This window comes from Arthrobacter jinronghuae (genome assembly GCF_025244825.1).
In the GTDB taxonomy this organism is placed as follows: Bacteria; Actinomycetota; Actinomycetes; order Actinomycetales; family Micrococcaceae; genus Arthrobacter_B; species Arthrobacter_B jinronghuae.
Map to the genome: position 1 here is coordinate 3,521,328 of NZ_CP104263.1, position 22,448 is coordinate 3,543,775.

Genomic DNA, 22,448 nt, shown 5'->3' on the forward strand with positions numbered 1-22,448 from the left:
GCGGGAGTTGGATCAGCCCGCTACCGCACCAGCCAGCGGCAGCAGCACGGTGAAGCTGGTGCGGCCGGGTTTGCTCTCGGCCTCGATGGTCCCCCCGTTGGCCTCAACGAGGGCATAGACAATGGCCAAGCCGAGGCCCGTGTTGCTCGTATTCCCCGTCCGGGCAGAATCGGCCTTGCTGAACCGGGAGAACAGTGAATCGATGAAGTCCGGATCAATCCCCTGACCGTCATCCGTCACCGTCAAGGTGGCCCAGGTTGCTCCCGCCTGCAATCCGATCTCTACGCGGGTCCCCCGAGGAGTGTGCTTATGGGCATTGGACAGCAGATTAATCAGCACCTGCCGCAGCTCGGACTCGACGGCGGACACCACTACCGGTTCATCGGGCAGCATCAGCGTCCACTGGTACTCCGGGGCGGAGACCTGCGCATCGCTGACTGCCTCCACGATCAGTTCAGTGAGGTCGACGTCGGCCCACTCGCCCCGTTGGCCCTCGTCCAGCCTCGCCAGCAGCAGCAGGTCCTCAACCAGCGCGGACATGCGCTTGGACTCGCTGTCCACCCGTTCCAACGCGGCACGGCCCGGTGGGCTGACATGTTCGCTGAGCAGGACCAGCTCCGTGTACCCGCGGATAGAGGTAAGCGGCGTGCGCAGCTCGTGGCTGGCGTCGGCAACGAACCGCCGCACCTTCGTTTCGCTGGCATGCCGGGCGCGCAGGGCGTTGGTGACGTGATCGATCATGCCGTTCAGGGCCAGCCCCACCGTTCCGACTTCGGACCCGGGGCGGGCCGCGGCGGGAGGCACACGGACGGGAATTTCCACTTCGCCGGAGGCCAGCGGCAGCTTGGAAACAGAGGTCGCGACGGCGGCCAGTTCGTCCAGCGGGCGCAGCGAGCGGCGGATGATCACCGTGCCTGCAAATCCGGTGACAAGCAGGCCGGCCAGGGACAGGACAACCATGGTCAGATCGAGCGAGGCCAGGGTGCTCTCCCGCTGCGCCGTTGATAGTCCTGTGACCAGCATTTGGTCGCCCGCCCCGGGCGGGGCGGGGAACGCATCCAGCCGGTAATGCCCGCTGGACAGGTTCATGTCCTGGGGGCCCCGGGCCGGATCCATTCCCGCCAGCAGGTCCAGGTCCGCTCCGTTCAGGGAAACGGCAGTGCCGTCCTCAAGCACAAGCACGGATCGGCGGACACCGCCGTCCTCGAAGAAGGCATTCAGGGAGCCCGGGCGTTGGCCGGGCTGGTAGTCGCTGCCGTCCCCGCGCGCCCCGGCTCCGTTGTTCGTACCGGCGGCTCCCGGGGCCTGCTCCTTTTGGGGTGACTGATACTCTCCCGAAGACTGGCCGGGGTGGAACCCGGCCCGGGCCGCAGCACGTTCCAAGCCGTCGTCGAGCACTCCGGTGAGATACCGGTCCATGGCCACGTGGCTGAAAATGCCCAACGCCGCACAGGTCACTGTCAGGAGTGCCAGCGTGGCGAGTATGAGCTTGGTGCGCAGCGGATGACTGCGTATCTGCGACCGACCGGCAGCCGGACGGTTATCCGAATGGATCATGGGGCTGCCGGTTTAATCACGTAGCCGGCGCCCCGGACCGTGTGGATCATGGGCGGGCGTCCAATGTCGATCTTCTTGCGCAGGTAGGAAATGTACAGCTCGACAATGTTCGCCTGGCCGCCGAAATCGTAGTTCCAGACGTTCGTCAGGATCTGCGCTTTACTCAGCACCCGCCGCGGGTTCTCCATGAGGTACCGCAGCAGCTCCCACTGGGTGTTCGTGAGGACAATATCTTCCCCGCCCCTACTGACCTCGCGGGTTTCCAGGTTCATCACCAGGTCGCCGACCACCAGTTCGTCCGAGCCCGACGCCGCGGCCCCGGAACGCTGCACCAGCCGGTGCAGGCGGAGCATCAGTTCTTCCATGCTGAACGGCTTGGTTACGTAGTCATCCCCGCCGGCGGCCAGCCCGGAGATACGGTCCTCCACCGCATCCTTGGCGGTAAGGAACAAGGCGGGAACCTGCGGTAGGAAGGCCCTGATTTTCTGCAGTGCCGCCAGCCCGTCGACCCCGGGCATCATTACGTCCAGCACCAGGACGTCAGGCCGGAATTCGCGGGCGGCCGAGACCGCACCGAGTCCGTCACCGGCAGTAACGACGTTCCAGCCCAGCATCCGCAGGCCCATGCTCACGAGCTCCGCGAGGCTGGTCTCGTCATCCACCACCAGAGCCCGGATCGGACTGCCGTCGGGGCGTGCGAGGCGCGGAAGATTGCCTGTGGGCGATTGGGACGAAACGTGTGCCATGGATGCGTCCTTTGGCTCGGTGCCGTGGCTGGGTCCAGCGTAAACGCAAAGTTCCCTTTGCGTCCCGGTATTTTTTTCCCTGCTGTCTCGACCCTGTGCCGGGCCTGTGCCGCGCCTGTGCCGGGCTTGTGGGACCAGTGGGATACCGGGCCACGGGACAGGGAATTGAACGCACCGCGGCCGCTTTATGGTTTAAGAGCACCGCAATATCCAGAAAAATCCAGCCGCACCGGAAGGACGCCATGAGCGAGGAACGCCGCAGCGAAATCGGAGAGTCCTCAGCACCGGTGGAGGACGAACTTAAGGAATCCTTCGACAACACGGTGACGGAAGGTGCAGAACGACTGCACCGCACCTTCCGGACCATCCTGGTGACCGGCGTGTTCGGCGGCATGGAGGTCGGCCTGGGCGTCATGGCCTATCTCGCCGTGATGCATGAAACCGGAGACCACCTTCTGGCGGGCGTCGCGTTCAGCGTTGGCCTGATCGACCTCTTCCTGGCGCACAGCGAACTGTTCACCGAGAACTTCCTCATGCCGGTCGCCGCCGTTGCTGCCAAGGAAGGCAGCATGAAACTGCTGGCCAAGCTCTGGGGCGGAACCCTGCTGGCCAACCTGGCCGGCGGTTGGATATTCATGTGGATAGTGATGCAGGCCTTTCCGCAGTGGGCGCCCACAGTGGCAACATCGGCGTCGCACTTTACCGAGGCGCCCTTCTCGCTCCAGACCGTGGCACTGGCGGTCCTGGGCGGCAGCACCATCACCCTGATGAGCCGCATGCAGCAGGGAACCACCTCGGATCCGGCAAAAATCGTGGCAACTGTCATCGGCGGTTTCCTGCTCGCCGGGCTCCAGCTTTTCCACTCAATCCTGGACTCACTGCTGATCTTCGGCGCCATCATCTCCGGAGCGGAAATCACCTACCTCGAATGGCTGGGCTGGTTCGGCTACACCCTGCTGTTCAATATGCTCGGCGGCCTGGTGCTGGTCACGGCACTGCGGCTGGTGCGTACCAAGGAACTGGTGGCGCAGCGGCGCAGGGAGGCGCCCGGTGACGCCGATGCTTCCCGGAGGAAGGCCTGAGCACGTGCGCCGTGCGGCGCAACCCAAGCACTGCGGCGGCCCCGAAAAGAAGGCACTTGCGCAGGGAGGATAAGCTGACGGGACAGCGTGGGGACCGCGAGCCGGACAGTCAATGACTAATCCGTCAACCTTTTCAGCAAGATCCGCACCTCCCGCCTGGAAATTGACTCCTTCTCTATTGCCCGCCCGCCCGGCCGTCACCCTTCACTGGTGACCGGCCTGGACAGGTCCAAGCGGTCTCGGGAGCCCGCTTCTAAAAGCATGCTCGGAACCATTTGAACAGAGGGACGTCATTTTGAATTTCACCGTCGGGCAGACCCTGGTGTACCCGCACCACGGCGCAGTCACCGTTACCGATATTTCCCCCATGACCATCAAAGGGGTGGAACGGGAAACCCTGACCTTCCGCGTCCACGCCACTGAATTGACGATCAAGCTTCCGGCGGACAACGCCGAAGATGTTGGCGTGCGCTCCGTCATTGATGACGCCGGCGTAGAGGCCGTCTTTGCGGTGCTGCGCGGACCGGTGGGGATGGAACCGGACAACTGGTCCCGCCGGTTCAAGGCCAACGAAGGCAAGATGTCCACCGGCGAACTGCGCCTGATCGCAGAAGTTGTCCGCGATCTGTGGTGCCGCGAGCGGACCCATCCGCTGTCCACCGGGGAGAAGCGGATGCTGCTGAAGGCCCGGCAGCTGCTCGTCTCCGAACTTGCCCTTGCCAGGTCCTCGTCGGCGGAGGACGCCGGCGACCTGCTGGATTCCGTCCTGATGGAAACGATTGCGGAACCGGAGCTGGCGACCAGCTAGCTCCGACTGCCGCTTCCCCTGCGTCTGCACGCCACGGCCGGCTTGCAGACGCACGGGAAGGCAGCGGTAACTGCTCGTTTTGGATCAGGGCGGGCAGGCGTTGTATCAAGGAGAGTAGGACGGTTTTCCGCTTCCCGCGGGGGCCTTCCGCTGCGGATCAAGAGAACTTCGAGGGCCTTGATGCGAGGGCCCGGAAAGGCGCCCGTGAACTTTCCCTGCACCTGCTTTTGCCAGCCCGTGCCCGGCACCGGCCGGCTGGGGATTGAGATCTATGACCCGTTCTGTCTGGTGCGCCAGCACCGGGTGGCGGCTTCCACCAACCATGAGCCCAACTACAGGCAGGGTAGCTGGTAGGCAGTTTGGCATGGTCTCTGACCACAACCTGAATAAAACCTTGGAACAGCAAACAGGTCCATCCTGTAATATTCCTTGGACTATGGATGACCCTCCCTCACATAAACCCTTGCCCCTCCCCGTCCTAACCGACCTGCAGACTGTGCCCACTCCGGCTGCACCGGCTATCGCGAGAGAGGGGCAGACCCATGTATGAATGGCTCATGGTCGGCGTAGGTTTGCTCCTCACCGTCGGCACCGGACTGTTTGTCGCCTCCGAATTTGCGCTCGTCAATCTGGACCGTGGGGACCTTGAGTCACGCCGCGACAAGGGCGAGAAACGCCTCAATCCCACGATCAACGCGCTGAAGATCACCTCCACGCATCTTTCCAGCGCCCAGCTGGGTATCACGCTGACCACCCTGCTGACCGGGTACACCTTTGAGCCTGCGATTAGTTCGCTGCTGCGCTCCCCGCTCACGGCGCTGGGCCTCCCGGAAGGACTGGTGCCGGGGATCGGTGCCGTCGCCGGCATTTTCCTCGCCACCATCTTCTCGATGATCATCGGCGAACTGGTACCGAAGAACTTTGCCCTGGCCCTCCCCCTGGCGACCGCCAAGCTGGTGGTGCCCTTCCAGACCGTCTTCACCACGGTGTTCAAGCCCGTAATCCTGTTGTTCAACAACACTGCCAATGCGATCATCCGCTCCTTCGGCATCGAACCCAAGGAAGAACTATCGGGTGCCCGCAGCGCGGAAGAGCTCAGTTCCCTGGTCCGGCGTTCGGCGCTGGAAGGCGTCCTGGACCTGGACCACGCCGTGCTCCTGAACCGGACCCTGCGCTTTGCCGAGCACTCCGCCGCGGACGTTATGACCCCCCGGGTCCGCATGCGGACGGTTCACGAGTCCGACACTGCGGAACAAGTGGTCGCCGTTGCCACGGCAACCGGCTATTCCCGCTTCCCCGTGATCGGACGCGATTCGGACGACGTCCTGGGCGTGCTGCACCTCAAGCAGGCCTTCGCCGTTCCGCTGGCCGCACGGACTTCCGTCACGGCCGCGGAACTGATGGTGGAACCGCTGCATGTACCCGAGTCCATGGGCGTTGACACGCTGCTGGGACTGCTGCGGGCCCAGGGCCTGCAGGTCGCGATCGTTTCCGACGAGCACGGCGGTACAGCCGGCATCGTCACCCTCGAAGACCTCGTGGAGGAAATCGTCGGCGAACTCGAGGACGAACACGACCGCGCGCGCGTCGGCGTCGTCCGCACGGGCCGTGCCATCACGTTCGACGCCGCGCTGCGGCCGGACGAACTCCTGGACCGCACCGGCGTCGAGGTTCCCGACGGCGAGGAATATGACACCATCGCCGGCTTCGTCACGGACGTGCTGGACCGGTTGCCGGAACTGGGCGACGAAGTGGAAATCGAGGGTGGCACGCTCCGCGTGGAGCGGGTGGTCCGAAACCATATAGAACGCCTGCGCTTCACCCCGTCGGGCTCACTGGAGACCCCGGTGAGCGCCCATGACCGCATTGTCGACTCGCTGACCAAGGACCTGACCCATGAGTGAATACCTGCCCGGAATCATCTGGCTCGTAGTGCTGCTGGTGGTCAACGCGTTCTTCGTCGGCGCGGAATTCGCCGTCATCTCGGCCCGTCGGTCGCAGATTGAGCCGAAGGCCGAAGCCGGCAGCAAGGCCGCAAAAACCACCTTGTGGGCCATGGAGCACGCCACGCTGATGCTGGCGACCAGCCAGCTTGGCATCACTGTCTGCTCCCTGGTCATCCTGAACGTCTCGGAACCGGCCATCCACCACCTGCTGGAGATTCCGCTGGGGCTGACTCCGCTGTCCGCAGACGCCATCGGCATTATCGCTTTTGTGGTGGCGCTGCTGCTGGTGACGTTCCTGCACGTGGTGGTGGGTGAAATGGTGCCGAAGAACATCTCGTTCTCCGTGCCCACCCGGGCTGCACTGCTGCTGGCTCCGCCCCTGGTGATGGTATCCCGCATTGTCCGTCCGATCATCTGGACGCTGAACGGCATAGCGAACGGCGTCCTGCGCCTGTTCAAGGTTGAACCCAAGGACGAAGCCACCAGCGCCTACACCTTGGACGAGGTGGCCAACATTGTGGAGCAGTCCACGCGTGACGGGGTGCTCTCGGACCGCAGCGGCACCCTGACGGCCGCTTTCGAGTTCACGGAGAAGACCGTGGCCGACGTCGAGGTTCCGATCAGCCAGATGGTGCTGCTGCACGAGACCGCCACCCCCGCGGACCTGCAGCAGGCCGTGGACGTCCACGGTTACTCGCGGTACATCCTCACCAACGACGACGGCGACCCCGACGGCTACCTTCACCTGAAGGACGTCATGGACCTCACCACGCCGGATGAGTTCGCCGCACCGGTACCGGCCAAGCGGATCCGCCGGCTGGCGTCCGCTTACCGGGGCAGCGAGCTGGAGGACGCCCTGGCCACCATGCGCCGGAGCGGCGCCCACGTGGCCCGGGTCTTTGACGCCAAGGGCAACACCACGGGCGTCTTGTTCCTCGAGGACATCATCGAAGAACTGGTGGGCGAAGTCCACGACGCCACCACCGTTTAACGCCTAGCGAAAGAGCTTCCACCAAGGCCGCCGCTGCTCCGGTTCCGGAGCGGCGGCGGCTTCTTTTTCGGCTTCCTCAGCCTTCCGTTCCCGCCAGCGCTGCACTTCCTGCTCGACGTCGCGGGTGCGGGTGATAACGGGCGGACCGCCTTCAAGCTGGCGGCGCGCATCGATGACCCGCGCATTGAAATCCTGAACGATCTCCCGAACCTGCTTTTCGGTCCATCGGGTGTCCAGCCGGGCGTCCAGTTCCGCGTCTTCCGTGCGGAGCAGGATGGCCCTGGGCCCCAATCCCGTCACGTTCTCGCGCTGCATCAGCCCCTTGATCCACCAGTCCGGATCATGGCCGTCACCCAGGTTCGGAATAGGTTTTCCGGCGTACTTCAGGTTGTCGAAGTCCCCCCGGGCCATGGCATCCCGGACCAGGTAATCGGCCTTCGCGGCGTCGTCCACCTTCCGGCGATTGTGCCGCAGCTTGTCCTCCGCCGCGGCCTGTTCCAGGTCTTCCTGGTCCAGGTCTCCGCCGGCCGCCGCGGCCCGCAGCTGCGCGGCCCGTTCCATCCTCCGCCGGTACTGCTCAACACCCCTGCCGTCCATGATCTCCCGCCGCCTAAGCTGTCCCGATTAGTGTTTCAACCGGTTCGGACCTCTTCGGTATTCCTACTAAGGAGAAACGGCAAACGCGACAAAAGCGTGCCCGTTCCCGGATTACTTCCGCAGCCTGCGCACGACGGCGCCGACGGCGGTGGCCGCCCCCGCGCCTGCCAGCAGCCACGGGCCGCCGACGAGGATCGGGTCGATCCACTGGTGGTTCACGTCCGCCCGCTTCCGGCCCGCCCGGGAGGAGAAGCCGTGGCGGGTGAACTCGCTCAGCACGCCGGTCTCCGTGATCGGGTTGTCCGGGTGCAGGGTAGCGAAGGACGCCAGATGGCTCTCCACCGCGTCCACCCGGTCCGCGGCGAGCAGGATCAGCCAGTGCGCGGCCCGGGCTTCACTGAACCGGCGGTAGGCGTACCGGCGCATCACGCCGGACAGTCCCTTGGGCGGGCAGGAGGTGCCGAACACGGGGGTGAGGAACTTGTGCTCGATGGACCGCTCCCGCGGATACTTTTCCTCCTGGCGCTCCGGGAATTCCCAGTGTGCGCCGCTGAGGGTCGGGTCAAACTGCAGCTTGGGCACCGCAGGACGGTCCCGGGGATCAAGGTCGACACCCCAGCCCGGGATCCGCGCGCGCAGTTCCTCGCTGGTGGGAGTCAGGGCCGGCTTTTGAGGCGTATAGGCCATTGCGGGGTCCTTCCTTTCAGGAGCCGGGGATGATGACGGGCTTGATGCAGTTATCCAGCTTCGCGGAGAACATGTGATAGCCCTCGGCAATGTGTTCCAGCGGAATCCGGTGCGTGATGATCTCGCTGGGCTTGAGGTAGCCGGCTTTGATGTGCTCGAACAGGCGCGGCCACTGCCGCTTCATCGGAGTCTGGTTCATGTTCAGGGTCAGGCCCTTGTTCATGGCGTCACCGAACTTCACGGCACTGAAGACCGGACCGTACGCGCCCATCACGGAAATGGTGCCCGCCTTGCGTACCGAATCGATCGCCCAGTTGAGCGCCACGGGTGAGCCGCCCTGCAGTTTGAGCTTGGTGGCGGTCACGTGCTGCAGGAAATTACCGTCCGCCTCTGCCCCCACCGCATCAATTGCGACATCGGCACCGAGATGGTCGGTGATTTTCTTCATCTGGACCACAATGTCGTCGTACTCGGTGAAGTTGTAGGTCTCGGCGTGGGCGAAAGTCCGCGCCTTTTCCAGCCGGTAGTCCAAGTGGTCAATGACGATGACCCGGCCGGCACCCATCAGCCAGGCTGACTTGGCGGCATACAGCCCCACCGGGCCGGCGCCGAAGACAATCACGGTGTCGCCCTCCACAATGTCCCCCAGCTGGGCGCCGAAGTAGCCCGTGGCCAGGGCATCGGTGCACATCAGGGCGTCTTCTTCATCCATCCAGTCGGGGATGATGGAGGGTCCGACGTCGGCAAACGGGACCCGGACGAACTCCGCCTGGCCGCCGTCGTAGCCGCCGGTGGTGTGCGAATAGCCGTAGAGGCTGCCCACGGCGGTGGCATTGGGATTGACGTTGTGGCAGTTCGAATACATCCCCCGCGCGCAGAAGAAACAGGACCCGCAGTAAATGTTGGCCGGGACCATAACGCGGTCGCCCACATTGAGGTTCTGCACGGACGATCCGACTTCCTCGACCACTCCGATGAACTCATGGCCGAAGGTATGCCCGATCCGGGTGTCGGGCATTAGTCCGTGGTAGAGGTGCAGGTCGGACCCGCAGATGGCCGCCCGGGTGACGCGCACGATGGCATCGTTGGGATGCTCGATCGGCGGCATGTCCTTCTCTTCCACCCTCACCTTGTAGGGCCCTCGGTACACCATCGCTCGCACTGGACAGTCTCCTCATCTGAAGCCGGATCTGGCCCCTTAACAATAAGCAGACTTAGTAACTTTGCAACCCTGGTCCCGGTCCAGCCGCCGGAAGCTTCACGGTGAAAACGCTCCCCCGCCCCGCCTCGCTGCTGAAGTCAATGCTCCCCCCGTGCTCTTCCACAATCCTGCGGGTGATCACCAGGCCCAACCCGGCCCCGGGGATGGCCGCGGTGAGAACCTGGCCGGACCTGAAGAACTTGTTGAAAACCTGTTCCTGCTCCGCCTGCGTCATCCCGATGCCGGTGTCGGCGACCTCAATCACCACGGTTTCATCCTGCCGCCTCGCCTCTACCTGCACCGTTCCGCCGCCGGGTGAGTACTTCACGGCGTTGGACACCAGGTTCTCCAGCACCTGCCGGATCCGGCCTTCGTCCACCACGGCCCGTAGCCCTGCCGACAGCTCGACGCCGATTTCCACCCCGTTGATCCGGGCGTGGGGGCGGAAGGAGTCGGCGGCGGCTGCGACAGTGGAAGCCAGATCCACTTCCTGCAGTTCCATTGCGCCGTTGTCGGACGCCACGGACAGCAGGTCGGAAACCAGCTGCAGCAGCCGCTCGGAATTCCGCACCGCTGCCTGCAGGGCCGATTCGACGGCGCCGGGCAACTGCTCTTCTTCCAGGGCCATATCCAGGTAACCGAGGATGGATGTCAGGGGCGTGCGCAGCTCGTGGGACACATTGCCCACAAACTCACCCTGTGCCGCCAGCGCACGAACCAACTGAGTGACGTCGCTGAACGCCAGGACCGAACATTTGAAGTCCCCACCGTCGACCACCGGGCGCGAACAGACACTGACCGCCATCTTGCCCTCGCCGGCGCCGATCCACATGATCTGCTGCGAAAAGGATTCTCCGGAAGCGGCACGGCGGATGGGGAGCAGCTCGTCCGGAAGCGGTGTGATTCGGTCGGGGCCGTAAACAGACCACGCTCCGGACTTGAAGTCGCTCAGGTCCTGGGCACCCAATATGGCCCGGCTGGCCTCCATATGGGCGTTCGCGAGGATCTCCCGGCCTTCGTCATCCACCACGAGCACGCCCACGTCCACCGTGTCCAGGATGGTCTTCAGCAGTGATTCCCGTTCCCTGGCCGCACGCTCGGCAACGCCGCGTGCGGCTTCTGCTGCTTCTGCCTGCTGGAGCGCGTCAACCAGGTCGCGTTCATACCTGCGCCTTCCGGGCATGGGGAAGACCGTGAGCAGGTCCACGGTGCGGCCGCGGTAGGCAGTCCGGACCGCAGAAATGTGAGCCGGCAGTCTGCTGTTACCGGATCCGTTGAAGTCGACACTGAGATACGTTGCTGGTTCGGCAGTGAGTGCTGCGCTCCAGCGTTGGTATTCCAGCAGGTCCTCGGGTGAAAGCAGGTCGGAAAAAACGGTGCCTGCCAGCGCACTTCGGTTCCTGCCGGTCCAAGCCGCGAAGGTGGAGTTTGATTCCAGGATGACGCCTTGCCCGGAAACCAGAACGTACCCGGACGGGGAACGATGGAAAAGGGTCGGCCAGTCCGGAATGGACGTTCGTCGGCGTCCGATGCGGGGAATACGGCGGGAAAACATGGGCATGCCGGACCTTTTGGAAGAACAAGTTACTCAGGGACAATTTCCCGGGACGCGCATTCGTCGAGTATTCGATTGAGGCTTGTGCCCGGCCAAACAATTTATCAGCATGCTTGTTTGATTCGTAATATGACGGGATTTCCCCATTTCCGGCCCCTGCGCATGGCTGCGGGTACCCCCGGATGTGCGTGCGCAAGCAGGAGATATTACTACTAATCGAGCGCTTCGGGATGGGTTCCGTCCGTCTTCGCAGCGAGGAACCTCGGGTGGTGGACACGGCCGCTGGATTGGGAAAGACTTCGATCCCCGGGACACGCTGAACTGGGTGTTCCGGGTGGGGTGGTCCAGCACTACCAGCACCGAAAGGATGGCCATGACTCAGCCAGCCGCAGTCCGAACTCCCTCCCGCCCCTCCCCCCACCTCACGTGGTGGAACCTGACTGTTGATGCCGGTGGTTTTGAACTGGCCGATCGGATCATCGGTGAACTTGTGACCCCCCTTGTTGCGCAGGCGAGGCTTTGCGGAACCAAGCGATGGTTCTATACCCGCCGCATGCAGCCGTCCAATGCTCAGGTCCGGCTTCGGGTACTTGCCCCCGCAGAAACCCTGGACCGGCTGCAGTCCCTGCTGGGGGCACTGCAGGAGCAGTCCGGAGATCCGGTGCGAAGTCTCACGGTGGAGCATGAATTCAGCGAACCGGTGCTGGACCGGACAATCGGCACGGACCCGCTGCTGCCGTCGGTCGAAGCAGACGTGGCCCGCTACGGCGGTGTTGACGGGCTGGCCTTGGCGGAGGAGGTCTTCGAGCTTTCCTCCGATCTCTGCCTCTGGGCAACCGCACGGTTTGCGAAGGCGCAGAACCGGTCGGCGCTGGCATCCCTGCTTCTCTTCGATTCGGCCTACGCCATGATGAAGGGACCGCGTGCGTCCACGTGGCCGGACCGCCGTCGGGTCTCCTGGGAGTACTACTGGGACAGCCATCTCCACAGCTGCACGGCCTCCGATCCGCGGGCTGCCGGAGTGCAGAAGGCCACGGGTGCGCAGGCCCAGGCCCAGTTGATGCCGGTACACAGGCTGATGATGGCCACAGCCTCAGAACCCGCCGTCACGAACTGGCGCCGGCGCTGGCTGCGGACCATTGACACCTATCTCTACCGGGCAGACAAGGCCGGAGCCAGCCGCAGTGCCCAGCACCTCACCGTGTACCAGGCGCACGGCCTGTTGAACCGGCTGGGATTCACGCTTCGCCAGGAGGCACTGATCGGGGTCTATGCCAGGACGTGGAGCAGGGAAAAAGAAACCGAGTTGGCGGAGGCCACCTAGGCGTGGGCGGGGCAGCGGCTGCGCGGACGGGGGTCGGGCTCGGGCGGCGATAGAATCAACGTATGAGCCTAACCGCGGACCAGCAGTCCGTTGCAGCTGAATTGCAGCAGCTTATTCTGCAGACCGAGTCGGTGGAGTTCTTCCTTGAGGGCTTCGCCATGCGTGCCGCTGAGCTTTTCAGCAGCGATGCCGAAGTCCTGGCCGGGGTGACCCTGCTTCGGAACAAGCAGGGCACCACCGTGGCCAGCAGCAGCGAGGCGGCGCGGGCGCTGGATGAAGTCCAGTACGGCTTCGGAGACGGGCCGTGCATGCGGGCCTCGCGGACGGGGCGGACAGTCATGGTGGAAGATGTGCGCACCGACCCCCGGTGGCCGGAGTACACGGACGCCATCCGGGACCGCGGTTTCCATTCCATCCTCGGCGTCCCGCTTCTCCTCGGTAACGACGGCGGTGCCGGGCTCAACCTGTATGCCCGGGACGCCGGTCACTTCACACCGCACATCATCCGGTCAGCCGAAACGTTCGCCGCTGAGGCGGCAGTCACCCTGCAATTGGCCGTCCAGATCGCCCGGCACAAGAGCACAGCCGATCACCTCCGCGCGGCCATGGAAGCCCGGACCACCATCGACCTCGCAGTCGGGATTATCATGGCTCAGAACAAATGCGGTCAGCAGGAGGCCTTCCAGATCCTGAGCGGTGCCTCCAGCAACCGGAACGTGAAACTCCGCGGCCTCGCCGAGCAAGTGGTGAAGTCCGTAACGTCGCAGGATGTGGAAACCCACTTCATCGACTAGGGCGTGCCTCCGGGACGCTTCAGGCTTCGTCCACCAGCGCAGCGACGGCTGCCCGGGCACCGCTGCGGTGCAGGGTTCCGAGGGCGGACAGGTACTCCTGCGCGAACCTTGCATCGGAAGACAGGTCCGCGAAGAAGTGCTGCTGCGAAATAAAAGCCAGCGGATCCTCCCGGTTCCGCTCCGCCGCTGCCATCACTTCATCACGCCGGTTATCCACCACCCGGATCGGTTCGCCTGCCTCGTCCACGCCCTCGGCGTAGCGTGCCCACGAGGCAATGATTGCGGCGGAACGAGAGATTTCGCCGCCCGCGGCCACATTCTCCCGGACCACCGGAACCAGCCATTTCGGAATCCGGTCCGAGCTTTCGGCGCACAGGCGGGCGAGGGTGTCCCGGACGTGTTCATTGCCGAAACGCTGCAGCAGCCTCAGCTTGTAGGCGCCCAGATCGACGCCGGGGACAGGGAGCAGGGTGGGGGTTGCTTCCCGGTCCATGTAGTCCAGGAGGAACTGCGCCATCTGAGGGTCCCGCACGGCCTCGTGCACGTATCGGTAGCCCGAGAGATAGCCCAGGTAGGCCAGGGCCTGATGACCACAGTTCAACAGACGCAGTTTCATGTGTTCGTACGGTTCAACGTCCGCCGTCATGTTCACACCGGCGTCCTCCCACGGCGGCCTGCCCTGCGGAAACGCATCCTCCAGCGCCCACTGCTCGAAGTCCTCGGCCACCACCGGCCATGCATCCTCGACTCCGAATTCATCGGCCAGCAGCGTGCGGTCGGCGTCGGTGGTCGCCGGCGTGATCCGGTCCACCATCGAGGAGGGGAAGGAAACAGCCTCCTGCACCCACTTCCCCAGCTCCGGGTCCCGCAGCCGCGCGAACTCCCCGAAGGCCTTTCGGGCCACCTCTCCGTTGCCGGGAACGTTGTCGCAGGACATCACGGTGAACGGTTCCAGCCCCCGTTCCCGCCGGCGCCGCAATGCCTCGATGACGAGGCCGAAGACGCTCGACGGCACCGCCCCCGGTTGCAGATCCGCCGCGACGCCGGCATTTCCGGCGTCGAATTCCCCCGTGGTGTCACTGATGTTGTACCCGCCCTCGGTGATGGTCAGGGAAACGATGCGGGTGGCCGGGGCTGCCATTTTTTCAATGACCCCTTCGGGGTTTTCGGGGGCGAACAGGTACTCGGCAATCGAGCCGATTACGCGGGCTTCCAAGGCACCGTCGGGGTGCTTCAGGACCAGCGTGTACAGGCAGTCCTGACTGTCCATCACGGTTTTCATCGCGGCATCGGAGGGGAGCACACCCACGCCGCAGATGGCCCAGTCCAGGGCTTTGCCTTCGTTCATCAGCCGGTCCAGGTACATAGCCTGGTGTGCCCGGTGGAATCCTCCGACACCGAAATGCACGATGCCGGTGCGCAGACGGGAGCGGTCATAGCCGGACCGGGCAATGGACGGCGGAAGATGGGGAAGGGACTCGTCGCTGAGCTTGGTCATAACGCCACCTTAGGCCGGGGTGCGCCAATCTAGCAGATCGGCTCAGGCCCTCCCATAGAAGCCTGAGTGCCTCGCACTTACTCGACGGCCTGAGCGTCCATTTCGATGAAGACCCAGTCGGGCTCGGCGAGGATCGGGTCCATGACGGGGCCGCCGGCCTCGGCAATCCGGTCCTGGACCTTGGGCGGCAGGCCGTCCTGGCGGAGATTGTGCCTCAACCAGTCCTTGGCCGAACCGTCCAGGTAAGGCCACCAGCGTTCGATTCGGATAGGTTCCACAGCAGCCCCCTTCAGCGTTGCGTAAATCCACGGTGACACCGGCACTAAGGGGGCGCAAGAGGACAACGAAAGAGCTGCAGGGGAAGCTGCGGTGCTACCGGCAGGTAGCACCGCAGGACCGTGGAACTAGTCGCGGACGGTGATGGATTCCAGCGCCTCGCGGGCCTCTTCGGCCAGGGATTCGGGGATCGGGGCGCTCTTCGCTGCCTCTGCGGATGTCTGCTGTCCCTCCTCGCTGACCACATACTGGCCGAAGGTCCGCACACGCTCGACGAGGTCGGCGTCGTCATAGGAACTGCAGTAGATCTGGTAGGAAACCAGCACCAGCGGGTACGCCCCCGGCGCCGTCGTCCGCCGGTCCAACTGGAGCGCAATGTCGTGTTCCCCGCGGCCGGGGACGCGCTTGGACTGTTCGACGGCGGTGCTCGCCGCTTCCGCGCTGATCGGCACGAATTCGGTCCCGACGAGCAGGTTGGCGGTGCCCATGGAATCGTCGATCACCGAGTCGTCGGCGTAGGTGAGGGCTCCCTCGGTGCGTGTCACGGTGCTGACGACGCCGGAGCTTCCCTGTGCGTTCTCGCCCTGCAGCCCTCCCGGCCAGGTTCCGGACGGTGCATCCGGCCAGGCATCGGGCGCAACTTCGTGCAGGTATTCGGTGAAGTTCTCCGTGGTGCCCGAGTCATCCGCCCGGCTGACGGGAGTGATCCGGGTTTCAGGCAGTTGGACGCCCGGGTTGAGTGCGGCGATGGCCGGATCGTTCCAGGACTCAATCTCGCCGCGGAACATCCGGGCAATGGTGACGGCGTCCAGATTCAGCGACTCGATCCCGGGGAGGTTGAATGCCACGGCAATCGGGGAAATGTAGGCAGGAATGTCCAGTGCACCCTCCGGCCCGCAGACTGCCTTGGCGTCTGCCATTTCCTCTTCCTGCAGATAGGCGTCGGAGCCGGCGAAGTTCACCGCACCGGCCAGCAGTGCACTGCGCCCGGCGCCGGAGCCGTCCGGGGAGTACTGAAGCTGGACCTTGGGATGCAGCGTCCCGAAACCGGCAATCCAGGAATCCATTGCAGGGCCCTGGGCGCTCGATCCGGCGCCGGAGAGCACTCCGCTGAGGTTGGAGGTGCTGTTCTCGGCTGCCTCGCGCTGGGCGTCGCCGAGGGGATAATCGGATCCGCAGGCGGTGAGGGCAAGCGTTGCCAGCACCACCGTGGCCAGGGAACGGGCGGGGCGGATTGGGCGCAAAGGGTGTCCTTCCAAAGAAGCGGCTACGGCGTCCAACGCCGGGGAGGCAGATCCTAAAAGCTGCCCTTTCAAGGCTAGCGGGCAATCGGTCCCGCCTGCCAACCGAAAACCGACTTCCCTCTTGAGGAGTTCCGGGGCCTGCTGCCAGCATTGTGCCCGTGCTGATTGCCGCAGCGATTTTTGCCGTAGTAGCCGCCGCCGTCGCGTTCTACTTCTTTATGCTCGAATCCCTGCGCTGGGCCGAGCCGGAAACCGCGGCGATCTTTCAGCTGCGGGGAGCCAATGCCTCCGCCACCGCACAACTGGCGTACAACCTGGGGTTCTACAACCTGTTCCTGGCGGTGGGAGCAGGACTGGGTGTGGTTTTGCTTGTCGCCGGCAACGCCGTGGCCGGGCTGACGCTGATGACCTTCACCACCGCCTGCATGCTGCTCGCTGCGGTGGTCCTGGTGCTCAGCGACCGGAGGTTGGGCAGGCTGTCCCTGGTCCAGGGCGGTCCGGCGGCGTTGTCCCTCGCCTTTTCGCTGCTCGGGACCTGACTAGCCGCCCGCCGGACGAAAGCTACCGCGCAGCGGGGGCCGGCACCGCGTAGGCTGCCCGGGTCCAGAGGTGGAACAGGGCGTAGGAGCGCCACGGGCGCCACGGCTGCGAAAGCACGGCAGCCTCCTGCCCGCTTCCCACCCCGAGCGCCCGTTTCAGCACCAGGTCATCGGCCGGGTAGGCATCCCGGTCCCCCAGCACCCGCACGGCCAGGTAGTCGGCCGTCCACGGTCCGATCCCGGGCAGGGCCAACAGTCCGGCCCGCACGGCTCCCGGTTCCGCTCCCGGACGCAGCGGCAGGCCACCGGCCACGGCGTCGGCCAGCGCCGACAGGGTTCGGGCGCGGGCATGGGTGATCCGGACCGCGGATTGGATCTCGGCGGCCGGCACCGCCGCCAGCCGCTCCACCGTCGGAAAAGCGAACAACCCGTTCGGCCCGGGCTCCCCGAACGCCGCGACCAGCCGGGAGCCGAAGGTCCTGGCGGCCGCGAGGGATACCTGCTGCCCGAGGACAGTCTGGACGCCGGTTTCAAAACCGTCCGTGGAGCCGGGCACCCGCAGCCCGGGGTGCCGGTCCACCAGTGGTTCCAGCAGCTCGAAGCGGGAGAGGAACGGGTCCACTGCGCCCGGATCGGCGTCCAGGTCCAACCAGGTCCGGACCGTTGATATCAGGGCTGCTTCCTCCGCGGCGGGCAGTGCGGGCAGGTCGAGGACCACTCCGGCGTCGCTCAGGGACACTGCCACGGCGACCGGTGCCGAAGCTCCCCGCAGCAACCGCTCTACCGTAGCGCCGTCGTCGGTCCGGGTGACCCGTTCCAGGCCCGGTACCGCGTGCGCCTGCAGCGCCCTGGCGAGCGGTTCCCAGGCGAAGGGACCGCGGTGCTGCAGTGGGTGCCGCTGCCTGCCTGCCAAAGCCGCAGGCCCGGTCATGACAGCCCGGTCATGCGCAGCGTGATGTTGATCCGCCCCGCGGGCAGGCCGGATGCCGGGTCCGCCGTGCCTGCCAGCGTCCGCGGAACGCCGTGGTAGGCGAACCGGGAGGGACCGCCGAAGACAAACAGGTCTCCTGATTCCAGCTCCAAGTCGGTGTAGGGCCGGGTCCGCGTCTCGGTGTTGCCGAACCGGAAAACGCAGGTGTCCCCGATGCTGATGGACACCACCGGTGCGCTGGATTTCTCGTCCTTGTCCTGGTGCATGCCCATGTGGGCGCCCTCGGCGTAGTAGTTGATCAGCGCCGTATCCGGGGTGTAGTTCTCCGGCCGGAAATCTTCCCGCGCATACGTTCCGTCCGGCTGCCGGTAGGCCTCGCGGAGGGCATCGCGGCCCAGTTCGATCAGCCAGTCCGGCAGCTCGGCGACGCGGCCGCCCCCGACGTCGTCGGCCGTCCGCGTGTATTTGTAGGGCTGCCAGTGCCAGCCCAGGCACACGGTCTGCACGGACATGGTGTGCCCGCCGGGGAGGACGGCCGCGCGCATGGGTACCGGCCCGATGGCCCACTGCCGGCAGGCCTGGACAATGCGCTGCTGTTTCTCCGGCGGTAGCCAGCCCGGCACGTGGACGGCGCCGACGGCGGGTTCGGATCGTTCGCGGGGGAAAAGCGAGTTGCTCATGCGGCGGCTTCCAGGTCGAGGAGGATTTTCTTGGCGGCGGGACCGCCCCGGTAGCCGCCGGTGGTCCCGTCGGAGCGCAGGACCCGGTGGCAGGGGATCACCAGGGGCAGCGGATTGCGGCCGCAGGCGGTGCCGACGGCCCGGACGGCACCGGGGTTTCCGGTCAGTGCGGCTATGCCCGCGTACGTGGAGGTGTGCCCGTAACCGATCTTCTGCAGCGTCTGGACCACGGTCCGCCGGTACCCGGCGGTGAGCCGGAGGTCCAAGTCCAGGTCGAAGCTGCGCCGGGTACCGTCGAAGTACTCGCCGAGTTGGGCGGCGGGACGGGCCAGGCGCTCCGGAGCCTCGAGGATCCGCGGGCTGATCCGGGTGCTGAGGTCCTGGAGCACGGTATCCACCCCTTCACATTCGAACGCGACCCGGACCAGGCCGGCGTCGGTGGCTGCAAGGATGAGCCGGCCCACGGGACTGTCGATGACCGTGTAGGCAACGTCCAGCAGTCCGGCGAACTCGGCTCCTGCGGCCAGGCGGGAATGCAGGGTGGCAAGGACCGCGTCCTCGCGGGGGTCGGGGGCCAGGAGGCCGGTGTCGGTGGGGCCGGTGCCGGTGGGACCGGCGTCGTAGGGACCGGCGCCGTCCGTCTCAAAGGATGCCATGGCGGTCCTCCTCATACAGGGTGCGTAGTTTCTTGATGCCGTCTGCCGCGGACCGCCGGCAGGCGGCTTCGCTGCCGCCGAGCAGCCGCGCCACTTCGGCATAAGGGAGCCCGGCGAGGTGATGGTAGGCCAGCGCCTCGCGCTGGCGGACCGGCAGGGTTTTCAGGGCCGACCACAGTCCGTCCGTGTCCGCCTGCGGTGCCCTCACAGGTTCGGGGATTTCGTCCACCGGAACCGGGTTCCGGGCGGCGGAACGGTGCTGATCCACGGCCTTCCGCTTGGCTATGGTCACCAACCAGGCCTGGACGTTCGCACCCTCCGGCAGGTCCGGGTAAGCGCCCAGGGCGGCGAGGAACGTTTCGGACCACGCGTCTTCGGCCTGGTCCGGCCCTACGACGGCACGGCAGACGCGCAGCACGGCCGGACCGTGTTCGCGGACAATCTGCTCAAAGGGTTTCACTTCCACATACGGTAGACGTTTTCCGCGCTCCGTTTGTGAGCCGCCTGGTTAAGAAAGTTTCCCGCGTTCGACGCCGGTCGCTAGACTTCCCTCTACGTTGCACAGATCAAAGGAGATCACCCCCATGCACAACCTCGCCGGCATCCTGACCGACACGGTGGCGCGCTTTCCGGAGCGGACAGCCCTGAAGCTAGATGAAACCGTAGTCTCCTACGCGGCCCTCGACGCCATGAGCGCCAAGGTTGCCGGCCTCCTGGCCAGCCGGGGGGTGGAGCCCGGAGACCGCGTTGCGCTGGTGATGCCGAACATCCCGCAGATGGCGTTCCTGTACTACGGCACCCTGCGCCACGGCGCCGTCGTCGTTCCCATGAACCCGCTGCTGAAGGCCCGCGAGGTGGCCTACCACCTGCAGGACTCGGGTGCCCGGATTGTCTTCGCGTGGGAGGGCGTGGCCGCGGAAGTCTCCGCCGGGGCGGAAGAGGCCGGCGGCGTGGAGGTGGTCTCCGTGGATTCCGCCGCTTTCCTGCAGTTGCTTGCCGGTGCGGACAGCCGAACGGAAGTGGCGGAGGTGGATGACCAGGACACCGCGGTGATCCTCTACACCTCCGGAACCACGGGGCGGCCCAAGGGCGCTGCCCTCACGCACCGGAACCTTCTCACCAACGCCTATGTTGCCCAGTCCCTGCTGAACACGGTGGAGACTGATGTCCACTTCGGCGGACTGCCATTCTTCCATGTGTTCGGCCAGACCGCGGCCCTGAACTCGTCCGTCCTGTCCGGTGCCTCCATCAGCCTGCTGCCTCGCTTTGATGCGGGCAAGGCGCTGGAAATCATCGAGCGCGACGGCGTGACCATCTTCGAAGGCGTGCCCACCATGTACGTAGGCATGCTGCGCCACCCGGCGGTCAAGAACACCAACCTGTCCTCCCTGCGCGGAGCCATCACCGGTGGTTCCGCCATGCCGCTGGAAATCCTGCACGAGTTCGAGGAGGTTTTCGGCATCGAACTGCTGGAGGGTTACGGCCTCTCGGAAACCTCGCCGATTGTCTCCTTCAACGTTCCCGGCGGCGACCGCCGGCCCGGTTCCATCGGCAAAACCGTGGCAGGGACAGAGGTCCGGATGCTGGACCCGGACGGCAACGACGTTCCGGTCGGCGAGGTCGGGGAGCTGTCCGTCCGCGGCGACGGAGTGATGAAGGGCTACTGGAAGAACGACGACGCCACGGCCGCTGCCATCCCGGACGGCTGGTTCCGGACCGGGGACCTGGCCCGTTTCGACGAGGACGCCAACATCTACATAGTGGACCGCAAGAAGGACATCATTCTGCGCGGCGGCTACAACGTGTATCCCCGCGAGATCGAAGAGGTGCTCTACGAACACCCGGCCGTGGCCGAAGCCGCGGTCATCGGCATCCCCGACCCGCTGCACGGCGAGGAAATCGCGGCCGTTGTGGGGCTTCGAGAAGAGGCAGTTCCTGCTGACGACGCGGCCCGGGAAGAGCTGATTGCGGACATCCAGCAGTTCACCAAGGACCGGTTGGCCGCGTACAAGTATCCCCGGCTCATCGAACTGACCGATGCGCTGCCCAAGGGGCCCACGGGCAAGATCCTGAAGCGCGAAATCAAGGTCTCCGCACCCCTGGCGGCCGAAGCGCCCGGGGCATAGTCGGTTTCGGGCCTGGACACGGCCCCTACGGGGACTTTCGCGGGCCTGGACACGGCCCCTACGGGGCCTGGAACGGCGGCAACGAAATTCTCGGCTCGCAGAGCTCGCCGAGAATATTAAAGCCGCCTTCCTCCAGGCCCCTCCAGGACCGTTGAAGGTCCCACAGGGGCCCGTGCACGCGAACCTCCCCGTTAGGCGTAGGGCTCGACGTCGGCCGCTGCCTCCCCCGGAAGCCCGGCCGGTTCGTCGGAACGAACCAGCACAACGCCGGCAACGATCAGGCACCCGCCGGCCAGCTGGACGGGGCGTGGCAGCTCCGAAAGCAGCAGCCACGCCCACAGGACGGCGAACAGCACCTCGGTCAGGGACACGAACGACGCCACCCGGGAGCCGAGGGAGCGGGCCGCAATGATTCCGGTGACGTAGGCCAGCACCGTGGAGAACAGCACCAGGCCGATCAGCGGGACCCACCAGGCGGTCCGCCAACCTGCCAGGTCCACATCCGTGGTGCTGAAATCCAGGGACAGGATGCCGGTGAGGCCCAACGCGGCCATGGTGACACCGCCCACGAACATGCCTCCGGTGGCCAGCACCAGCGGCGGGAGGGAATCGTTCTGCTTGGCGGTCATGAAGAAATAGATCGCCAGGCAGACCGCGGCGGCGAGTCCCCACAGCACCCCTACCGGGTCAATGCGCGTGCTGCCGCCCAAATCCAGGACCAGCACCAGCCCCGCCACGGCGGCCACCGCGCCGAGGACCGTGCGGGTGCCGGGCCGGCGTCGTGTGGCAGCCCAAATCCAAAGCACCATCAGTACCGGTGCCAGGAATTCCAGCAACAGGGCCACGCCCACTGACAGGCGCTCCACTGCGTTGAAATAGAAGAACTGGCACCCGGCCACCCCGATGAACCCGAACAGCACAATGGTGCGCCAGTTGCCACGCACCTGTTCCCAGCGGCCGTGCAGGACGAGCGCAGTGGGAACCGCGAGGACGAGTGCCGCTCCGAGCATCCGGACAGCAACGGCACCGGTGGGGCTCCAACCGGTTTCCAGCAGCGACTTCGCAAAGGATCCGGACAATCCGAACACCGCCGACGATGCCAGCGCCACGAAAATTCCGGACGCCCCCGGCCGCAGCGCTGTTTGGCTGCCTTTTACCCGCGCCCGTGCCATGAATCTCCCTGCGGTTTAGTCCGGGATTACGACGGCGA

At 65.5% G+C, this 22,448-nt stretch carries 22 protein-coding genes; 8 read left to right on the forward strand and 14 right to left on the reverse strand.

Annotated features, from left to right (window positions below):
• Nucleotides 1-12: 12 nt before the first annotated feature.
• The gene (locus N2K98_RS16620) at nt 13-1,557 is read right to left on the reverse strand and encodes a sensor histidine kinase (protein WP_255864561.1); all 1,545 of its coding nucleotides are present in this window, start codon (nt 1,555-1,557) and stop codon (nt 13-15) included.
• Nucleotides 1,554-2,303: a response regulator transcription factor gene (locus N2K98_RS16625; protein WP_255864560.1), complete on the reverse strand. Its 750-nt coding sequence runs from the start codon at nt 2,301-2,303 to the stop codon at nt 1,554-1,556. Before N2K98_RS16625 ends, N2K98_RS16620 begins: the two co-directional genes overlap by 4 nt.
• A gap of 242 nt (nt 2,304-2,545) precedes the next feature.
• Here N2K98_RS16625 and N2K98_RS16630 point away from each other — a divergent pair, with 242 nt between their 5' ends.
• The 4 genes from N2K98_RS16630 to N2K98_RS16645 all read left to right on the forward strand — a co-directional run bounded on the left by N2K98_RS16630 (nt 2,546) and on the right by N2K98_RS16645 (nt 7,130).
• On the forward strand, nt 2,546-3,385 hold the full coding sequence (locus N2K98_RS16630; protein ID WP_255864559.1) for a formate/nitrite transporter family protein: 840 nt from the start codon (nt 2,546-2,548) through the stop codon (nt 3,383-3,385).
• Nucleotides 3,386-3,680: 295 nt separating this feature from the next.
• A complete protein-coding gene (locus tag N2K98_RS16635; RefSeq protein ID WP_255796415.1) occupies nt 3,681-4,193 on the forward strand; it encodes a CarD family transcriptional regulator in 513 nt (170 codons plus the stop codon).
• A gap of 542 nt (nt 4,194-4,735) precedes the next feature.
• A complete protein-coding gene (locus N2K98_RS16640) occupies nt 4,736-6,097 on the forward strand; it encodes a hemolysin family protein (protein WP_255796414.1) in 1,362 nt (453 codons plus the stop codon).
• Complete coding sequence (locus N2K98_RS16645; protein ID WP_255864558.1) at nt 6,090-7,130, forward strand: hemolysin family protein; 1,041 nt, start codon at nt 6,090-6,092, stop codon at nt 7,128-7,130. Before N2K98_RS16640 ends, N2K98_RS16645 begins: the two co-directional genes overlap by 8 nt.
• 3 nt (nt 7,131-7,133) lie before the next feature.
• Here N2K98_RS16645 and N2K98_RS16650 read toward each other — a convergent pair whose 3' ends face one another.
• The 4 genes from N2K98_RS16650 to N2K98_RS16665 form a co-directional block, all read right to left on the reverse strand.
• The gene (locus tag N2K98_RS16650; RefSeq protein WP_255864557.1) at nt 7,134-7,727 is read right to left on the reverse strand and encodes a DnaJ family domain-containing protein; all 594 of its coding nucleotides are present in this window, start codon (nt 7,725-7,727) and stop codon (nt 7,134-7,136) included.
• A gap of 111 nt (nt 7,728-7,838) precedes the next feature.
• Nucleotides 7,839-8,414 (reverse strand): hypothetical protein, encoded by a 576-nt coding sequence (locus tag N2K98_RS16655; protein ID WP_255864556.1) that lies wholly within the window; start codon nt 8,412-8,414, stop codon nt 7,839-7,841.
• 16 nt (nt 8,415-8,430) lie between these two features.
• Nucleotides 8,431-9,576 (reverse strand): zinc-dependent alcohol dehydrogenase, encoded by a 1,146-nt coding sequence (locus N2K98_RS16660; protein WP_255796410.1) that lies wholly within the window; start codon nt 9,574-9,576, stop codon nt 8,431-8,433.
• Nucleotides 9,577-9,628: 52 nt separating this feature from the next.
• The gene (locus N2K98_RS16665) at nt 9,629-11,176 is read right to left on the reverse strand and encodes an ATP-binding protein (protein WP_255864555.1); all 1,548 of its coding nucleotides are present in this window, start codon (nt 11,174-11,176) and stop codon (nt 9,629-9,631) included.
• 367 nt (nt 11,177-11,543) lie between these two features.
• Here N2K98_RS16665 and N2K98_RS16670 point away from each other — a divergent pair, with 367 nt between their 5' ends.
• The gene (locus N2K98_RS16670) at nt 11,544-12,494 is read left to right on the forward strand and encodes a lantibiotic dehydratase C-terminal domain-containing protein (RefSeq protein WP_255796408.1); all 951 of its coding nucleotides are present in this window, start codon (nt 11,544-11,546) and stop codon (nt 12,492-12,494) included.
• Between the two features lie 62 nt (nt 12,495-12,556).
• Nucleotides 12,557-13,288, forward strand: coding sequence for a GAF and ANTAR domain-containing protein (locus tag N2K98_RS16675; RefSeq protein ID WP_255864554.1), 732 nt, complete (start codon nt 12,557-12,559; stop codon nt 13,286-13,288).
• Between the two features lie 19 nt (nt 13,289-13,307).
• On the opposite strand, the gene N2K98_RS16680 is transcribed toward N2K98_RS16675, so the two are convergent.
• From N2K98_RS16680 to pstS, 3 genes are all read right to left on the reverse strand, one after another.
• A complete protein-coding gene (locus N2K98_RS16680) occupies nt 13,308-14,786 on the reverse strand; it encodes a mannitol dehydrogenase family protein (RefSeq protein ID WP_255864553.1) in 1,479 nt (492 codons plus the stop codon).
• 77 nt (nt 14,787-14,863) lie between these two features.
• Nucleotides 14,864-15,064 carry a hypothetical protein gene (locus tag N2K98_RS16685; RefSeq protein WP_255796405.1) on the reverse strand — a complete coding sequence of 67 codons (201 nt, stop codon included), beginning with the start codon at nt 15,062-15,064 and terminating at the stop codon, nt 14,864-14,866.
• 126 nt (nt 15,065-15,190) lie between these two features.
• Complete coding sequence (pstS, locus tag N2K98_RS16690; protein WP_255796404.1) at nt 15,191-16,306, reverse strand: phosphate ABC transporter substrate-binding protein PstS; 1,116 nt, start codon at nt 16,304-16,306, stop codon at nt 15,191-15,193.
• Nucleotides 16,307-16,464: 158 nt separating this feature from the next.
• On the opposite strand from pstS, the gene N2K98_RS16695 reads away from it, so the two are divergent.
• Nucleotides 16,465-16,845 carry a DUF1304 domain-containing protein gene (locus tag N2K98_RS16695; protein WP_255864552.1) on the forward strand — a complete coding sequence of 127 codons (381 nt, stop codon included), beginning with the start codon at nt 16,465-16,467 and terminating at the stop codon, nt 16,843-16,845.
• A gap of 22 nt (nt 16,846-16,867) precedes the next feature.
• Here the strand turns inward: N2K98_RS16695 and N2K98_RS16700 are convergent, their stop codons facing one another.
• Genes N2K98_RS16700 through N2K98_RS16715 form a run of 4 tightly spaced genes read right to left on the reverse strand, consistent with a single transcriptional unit; the run spans nt 16,868 to nt 19,572 of the window.
• Nucleotides 16,868-17,776 carry a DNA-3-methyladenine glycosylase family protein gene (locus N2K98_RS16700; RefSeq protein WP_255864550.1) on the reverse strand — a complete coding sequence of 303 codons (909 nt, stop codon included), beginning with the start codon at nt 17,774-17,776 and terminating at the stop codon, nt 16,868-16,870.
• Entirely contained in the window at nt 17,773-18,456 is a 684-nt protein-coding gene (locus N2K98_RS16705; protein ID WP_255796401.1) for an alpha-ketoglutarate-dependent dioxygenase AlkB family protein, read from the reverse strand. The genes N2K98_RS16700 and N2K98_RS16705 overlap by 4 nt, the downstream gene beginning before the upstream one ends.
• Complete coding sequence (locus N2K98_RS16710; RefSeq protein ID WP_255864549.1) at nt 18,453-19,112, reverse strand: methylated-DNA--[protein]-cysteine S-methyltransferase; 660 nt, start codon at nt 19,110-19,112, stop codon at nt 18,453-18,455. The genes N2K98_RS16705 and N2K98_RS16710 overlap by 4 nt, the downstream gene beginning before the upstream one ends.
• Nucleotides 19,099-19,572: an RNA polymerase sigma factor gene (locus tag N2K98_RS16715; RefSeq protein WP_255796399.1), complete on the reverse strand. Its 474-nt coding sequence runs from the start codon at nt 19,570-19,572 to the stop codon at nt 19,099-19,101. Before N2K98_RS16715 ends, N2K98_RS16710 begins: the two co-directional genes overlap by 14 nt.
• Nucleotides 19,573-19,696: 124 nt before the next feature.
• Between N2K98_RS16715 and N2K98_RS16720 the strand changes: the two genes are divergently transcribed.
• Nucleotides 19,697-21,238 (forward strand): long-chain-fatty-acid--CoA ligase, encoded by a 1,542-nt coding sequence (locus N2K98_RS16720; protein WP_255796398.1) that lies wholly within the window; start codon nt 19,697-19,699, stop codon nt 21,236-21,238.
• A gap of 191 nt (nt 21,239-21,429) precedes the next feature.
• Here the strand turns inward: N2K98_RS16720 and N2K98_RS16725 are convergent, their stop codons facing one another.
• Nucleotides 21,430-22,410: an EamA family transporter gene (locus N2K98_RS16725; protein WP_255864548.1), complete on the reverse strand. Its 981-nt coding sequence runs from the start codon at nt 22,408-22,410 to the stop codon at nt 21,430-21,432.
• Between the last annotated feature and the right edge of the window lie 38 nt (nt 22,411-22,448).

Excerpts from the sequence above, each read along its gene's own strand:
- N2K98_RS16620 (WP_255864561.1), bottom strand. The coding sequence starts at position 1,557 with ATGATCCATTCGGATAACCGTCCGGCTGCCGGTCGGTCGCAGATACGC.
- N2K98_RS16625 (WP_255864560.1), bottom strand. The coding sequence starts at position 2,303 with ATGGCACACGTTTCGTCCCAATCGCCCACAGGCAATCTTCCGCGCCTC.
- N2K98_RS16630 (WP_255864559.1), top strand. The coding sequence starts at position 2,546 with ATGAGCGAGGAACGCCGCAGCGAAATCGGAGAGTCCTCAGCACCGGTG.
- N2K98_RS16640 (WP_255796414.1), top strand. The coding sequence starts at position 4,736 with ATGTATGAATGGCTCATGGTCGGCGTAGGTTTGCTCCTCACCGTCGGC.
- N2K98_RS16645 (WP_255864558.1), top strand. The coding sequence starts at position 6,090 with ATGAGTGAATACCTGCCCGGAATCATCTGGCTCGTAGTGCTGCTGGTG.
- N2K98_RS16650 (WP_255864557.1), bottom strand. The coding sequence starts at position 7,727 with ATGGACGGCAGGGGTGTTGAGCAGTACCGGCGGAGGATGGAACGGGCC.
- N2K98_RS16655 (WP_255864556.1), bottom strand. The coding sequence starts at position 8,414 with ATGGCCTATACGCCTCAAAAGCCGGCCCTGACTCCCACCAGCGAGGAA.
- N2K98_RS16665 (WP_255864555.1), bottom strand. The coding sequence starts at position 11,176 with ATGCCCATGTTTTCCCGCCGTATTCCCCGCATCGGACGCCGACGAACG.
- N2K98_RS16670 (WP_255796408.1), top strand. The coding sequence starts at position 11,544 with ATGACTCAGCCAGCCGCAGTCCGAACTCCCTCCCGCCCCTCCCCCCAC.
- N2K98_RS16675 (WP_255864554.1), top strand. The coding sequence starts at position 12,557 with ATGAGCCTAACCGCGGACCAGCAGTCCGTTGCAGCTGAATTGCAGCAG.
- N2K98_RS16680 (WP_255864553.1), bottom strand. The coding sequence starts at position 14,786 with ATGACCAAGCTCAGCGACGAGTCCCTTCCCCATCTTCCGCCGTCCATT.
- N2K98_RS16700 (WP_255864550.1), bottom strand. The coding sequence starts at position 17,776 with ATGACCGGGCCTGCGGCTTTGGCAGGCAGGCAGCGGCACCCACTGCAG.
- N2K98_RS16705 (WP_255796401.1), bottom strand. The coding sequence starts at position 18,456 with ATGAGCAACTCGCTTTTCCCCCGCGAACGATCCGAACCCGCCGTCGGC.
- N2K98_RS16710 (WP_255864549.1), bottom strand. The coding sequence starts at position 19,112 with ATGGCATCCTTTGAGACGGACGGCGCCGGTCCCTACGACGCCGGTCCC.
- N2K98_RS16720 (WP_255796398.1), top strand. The coding sequence starts at position 19,697 with ATGCACAACCTCGCCGGCATCCTGACCGACACGGTGGCGCGCTTTCCG.
- N2K98_RS16725 (WP_255864548.1), bottom strand. The coding sequence starts at position 22,410 with ATGGCACGGGCGCGGGTAAAAGGCAGCCAAACAGCGCTGCGGCCGGGG.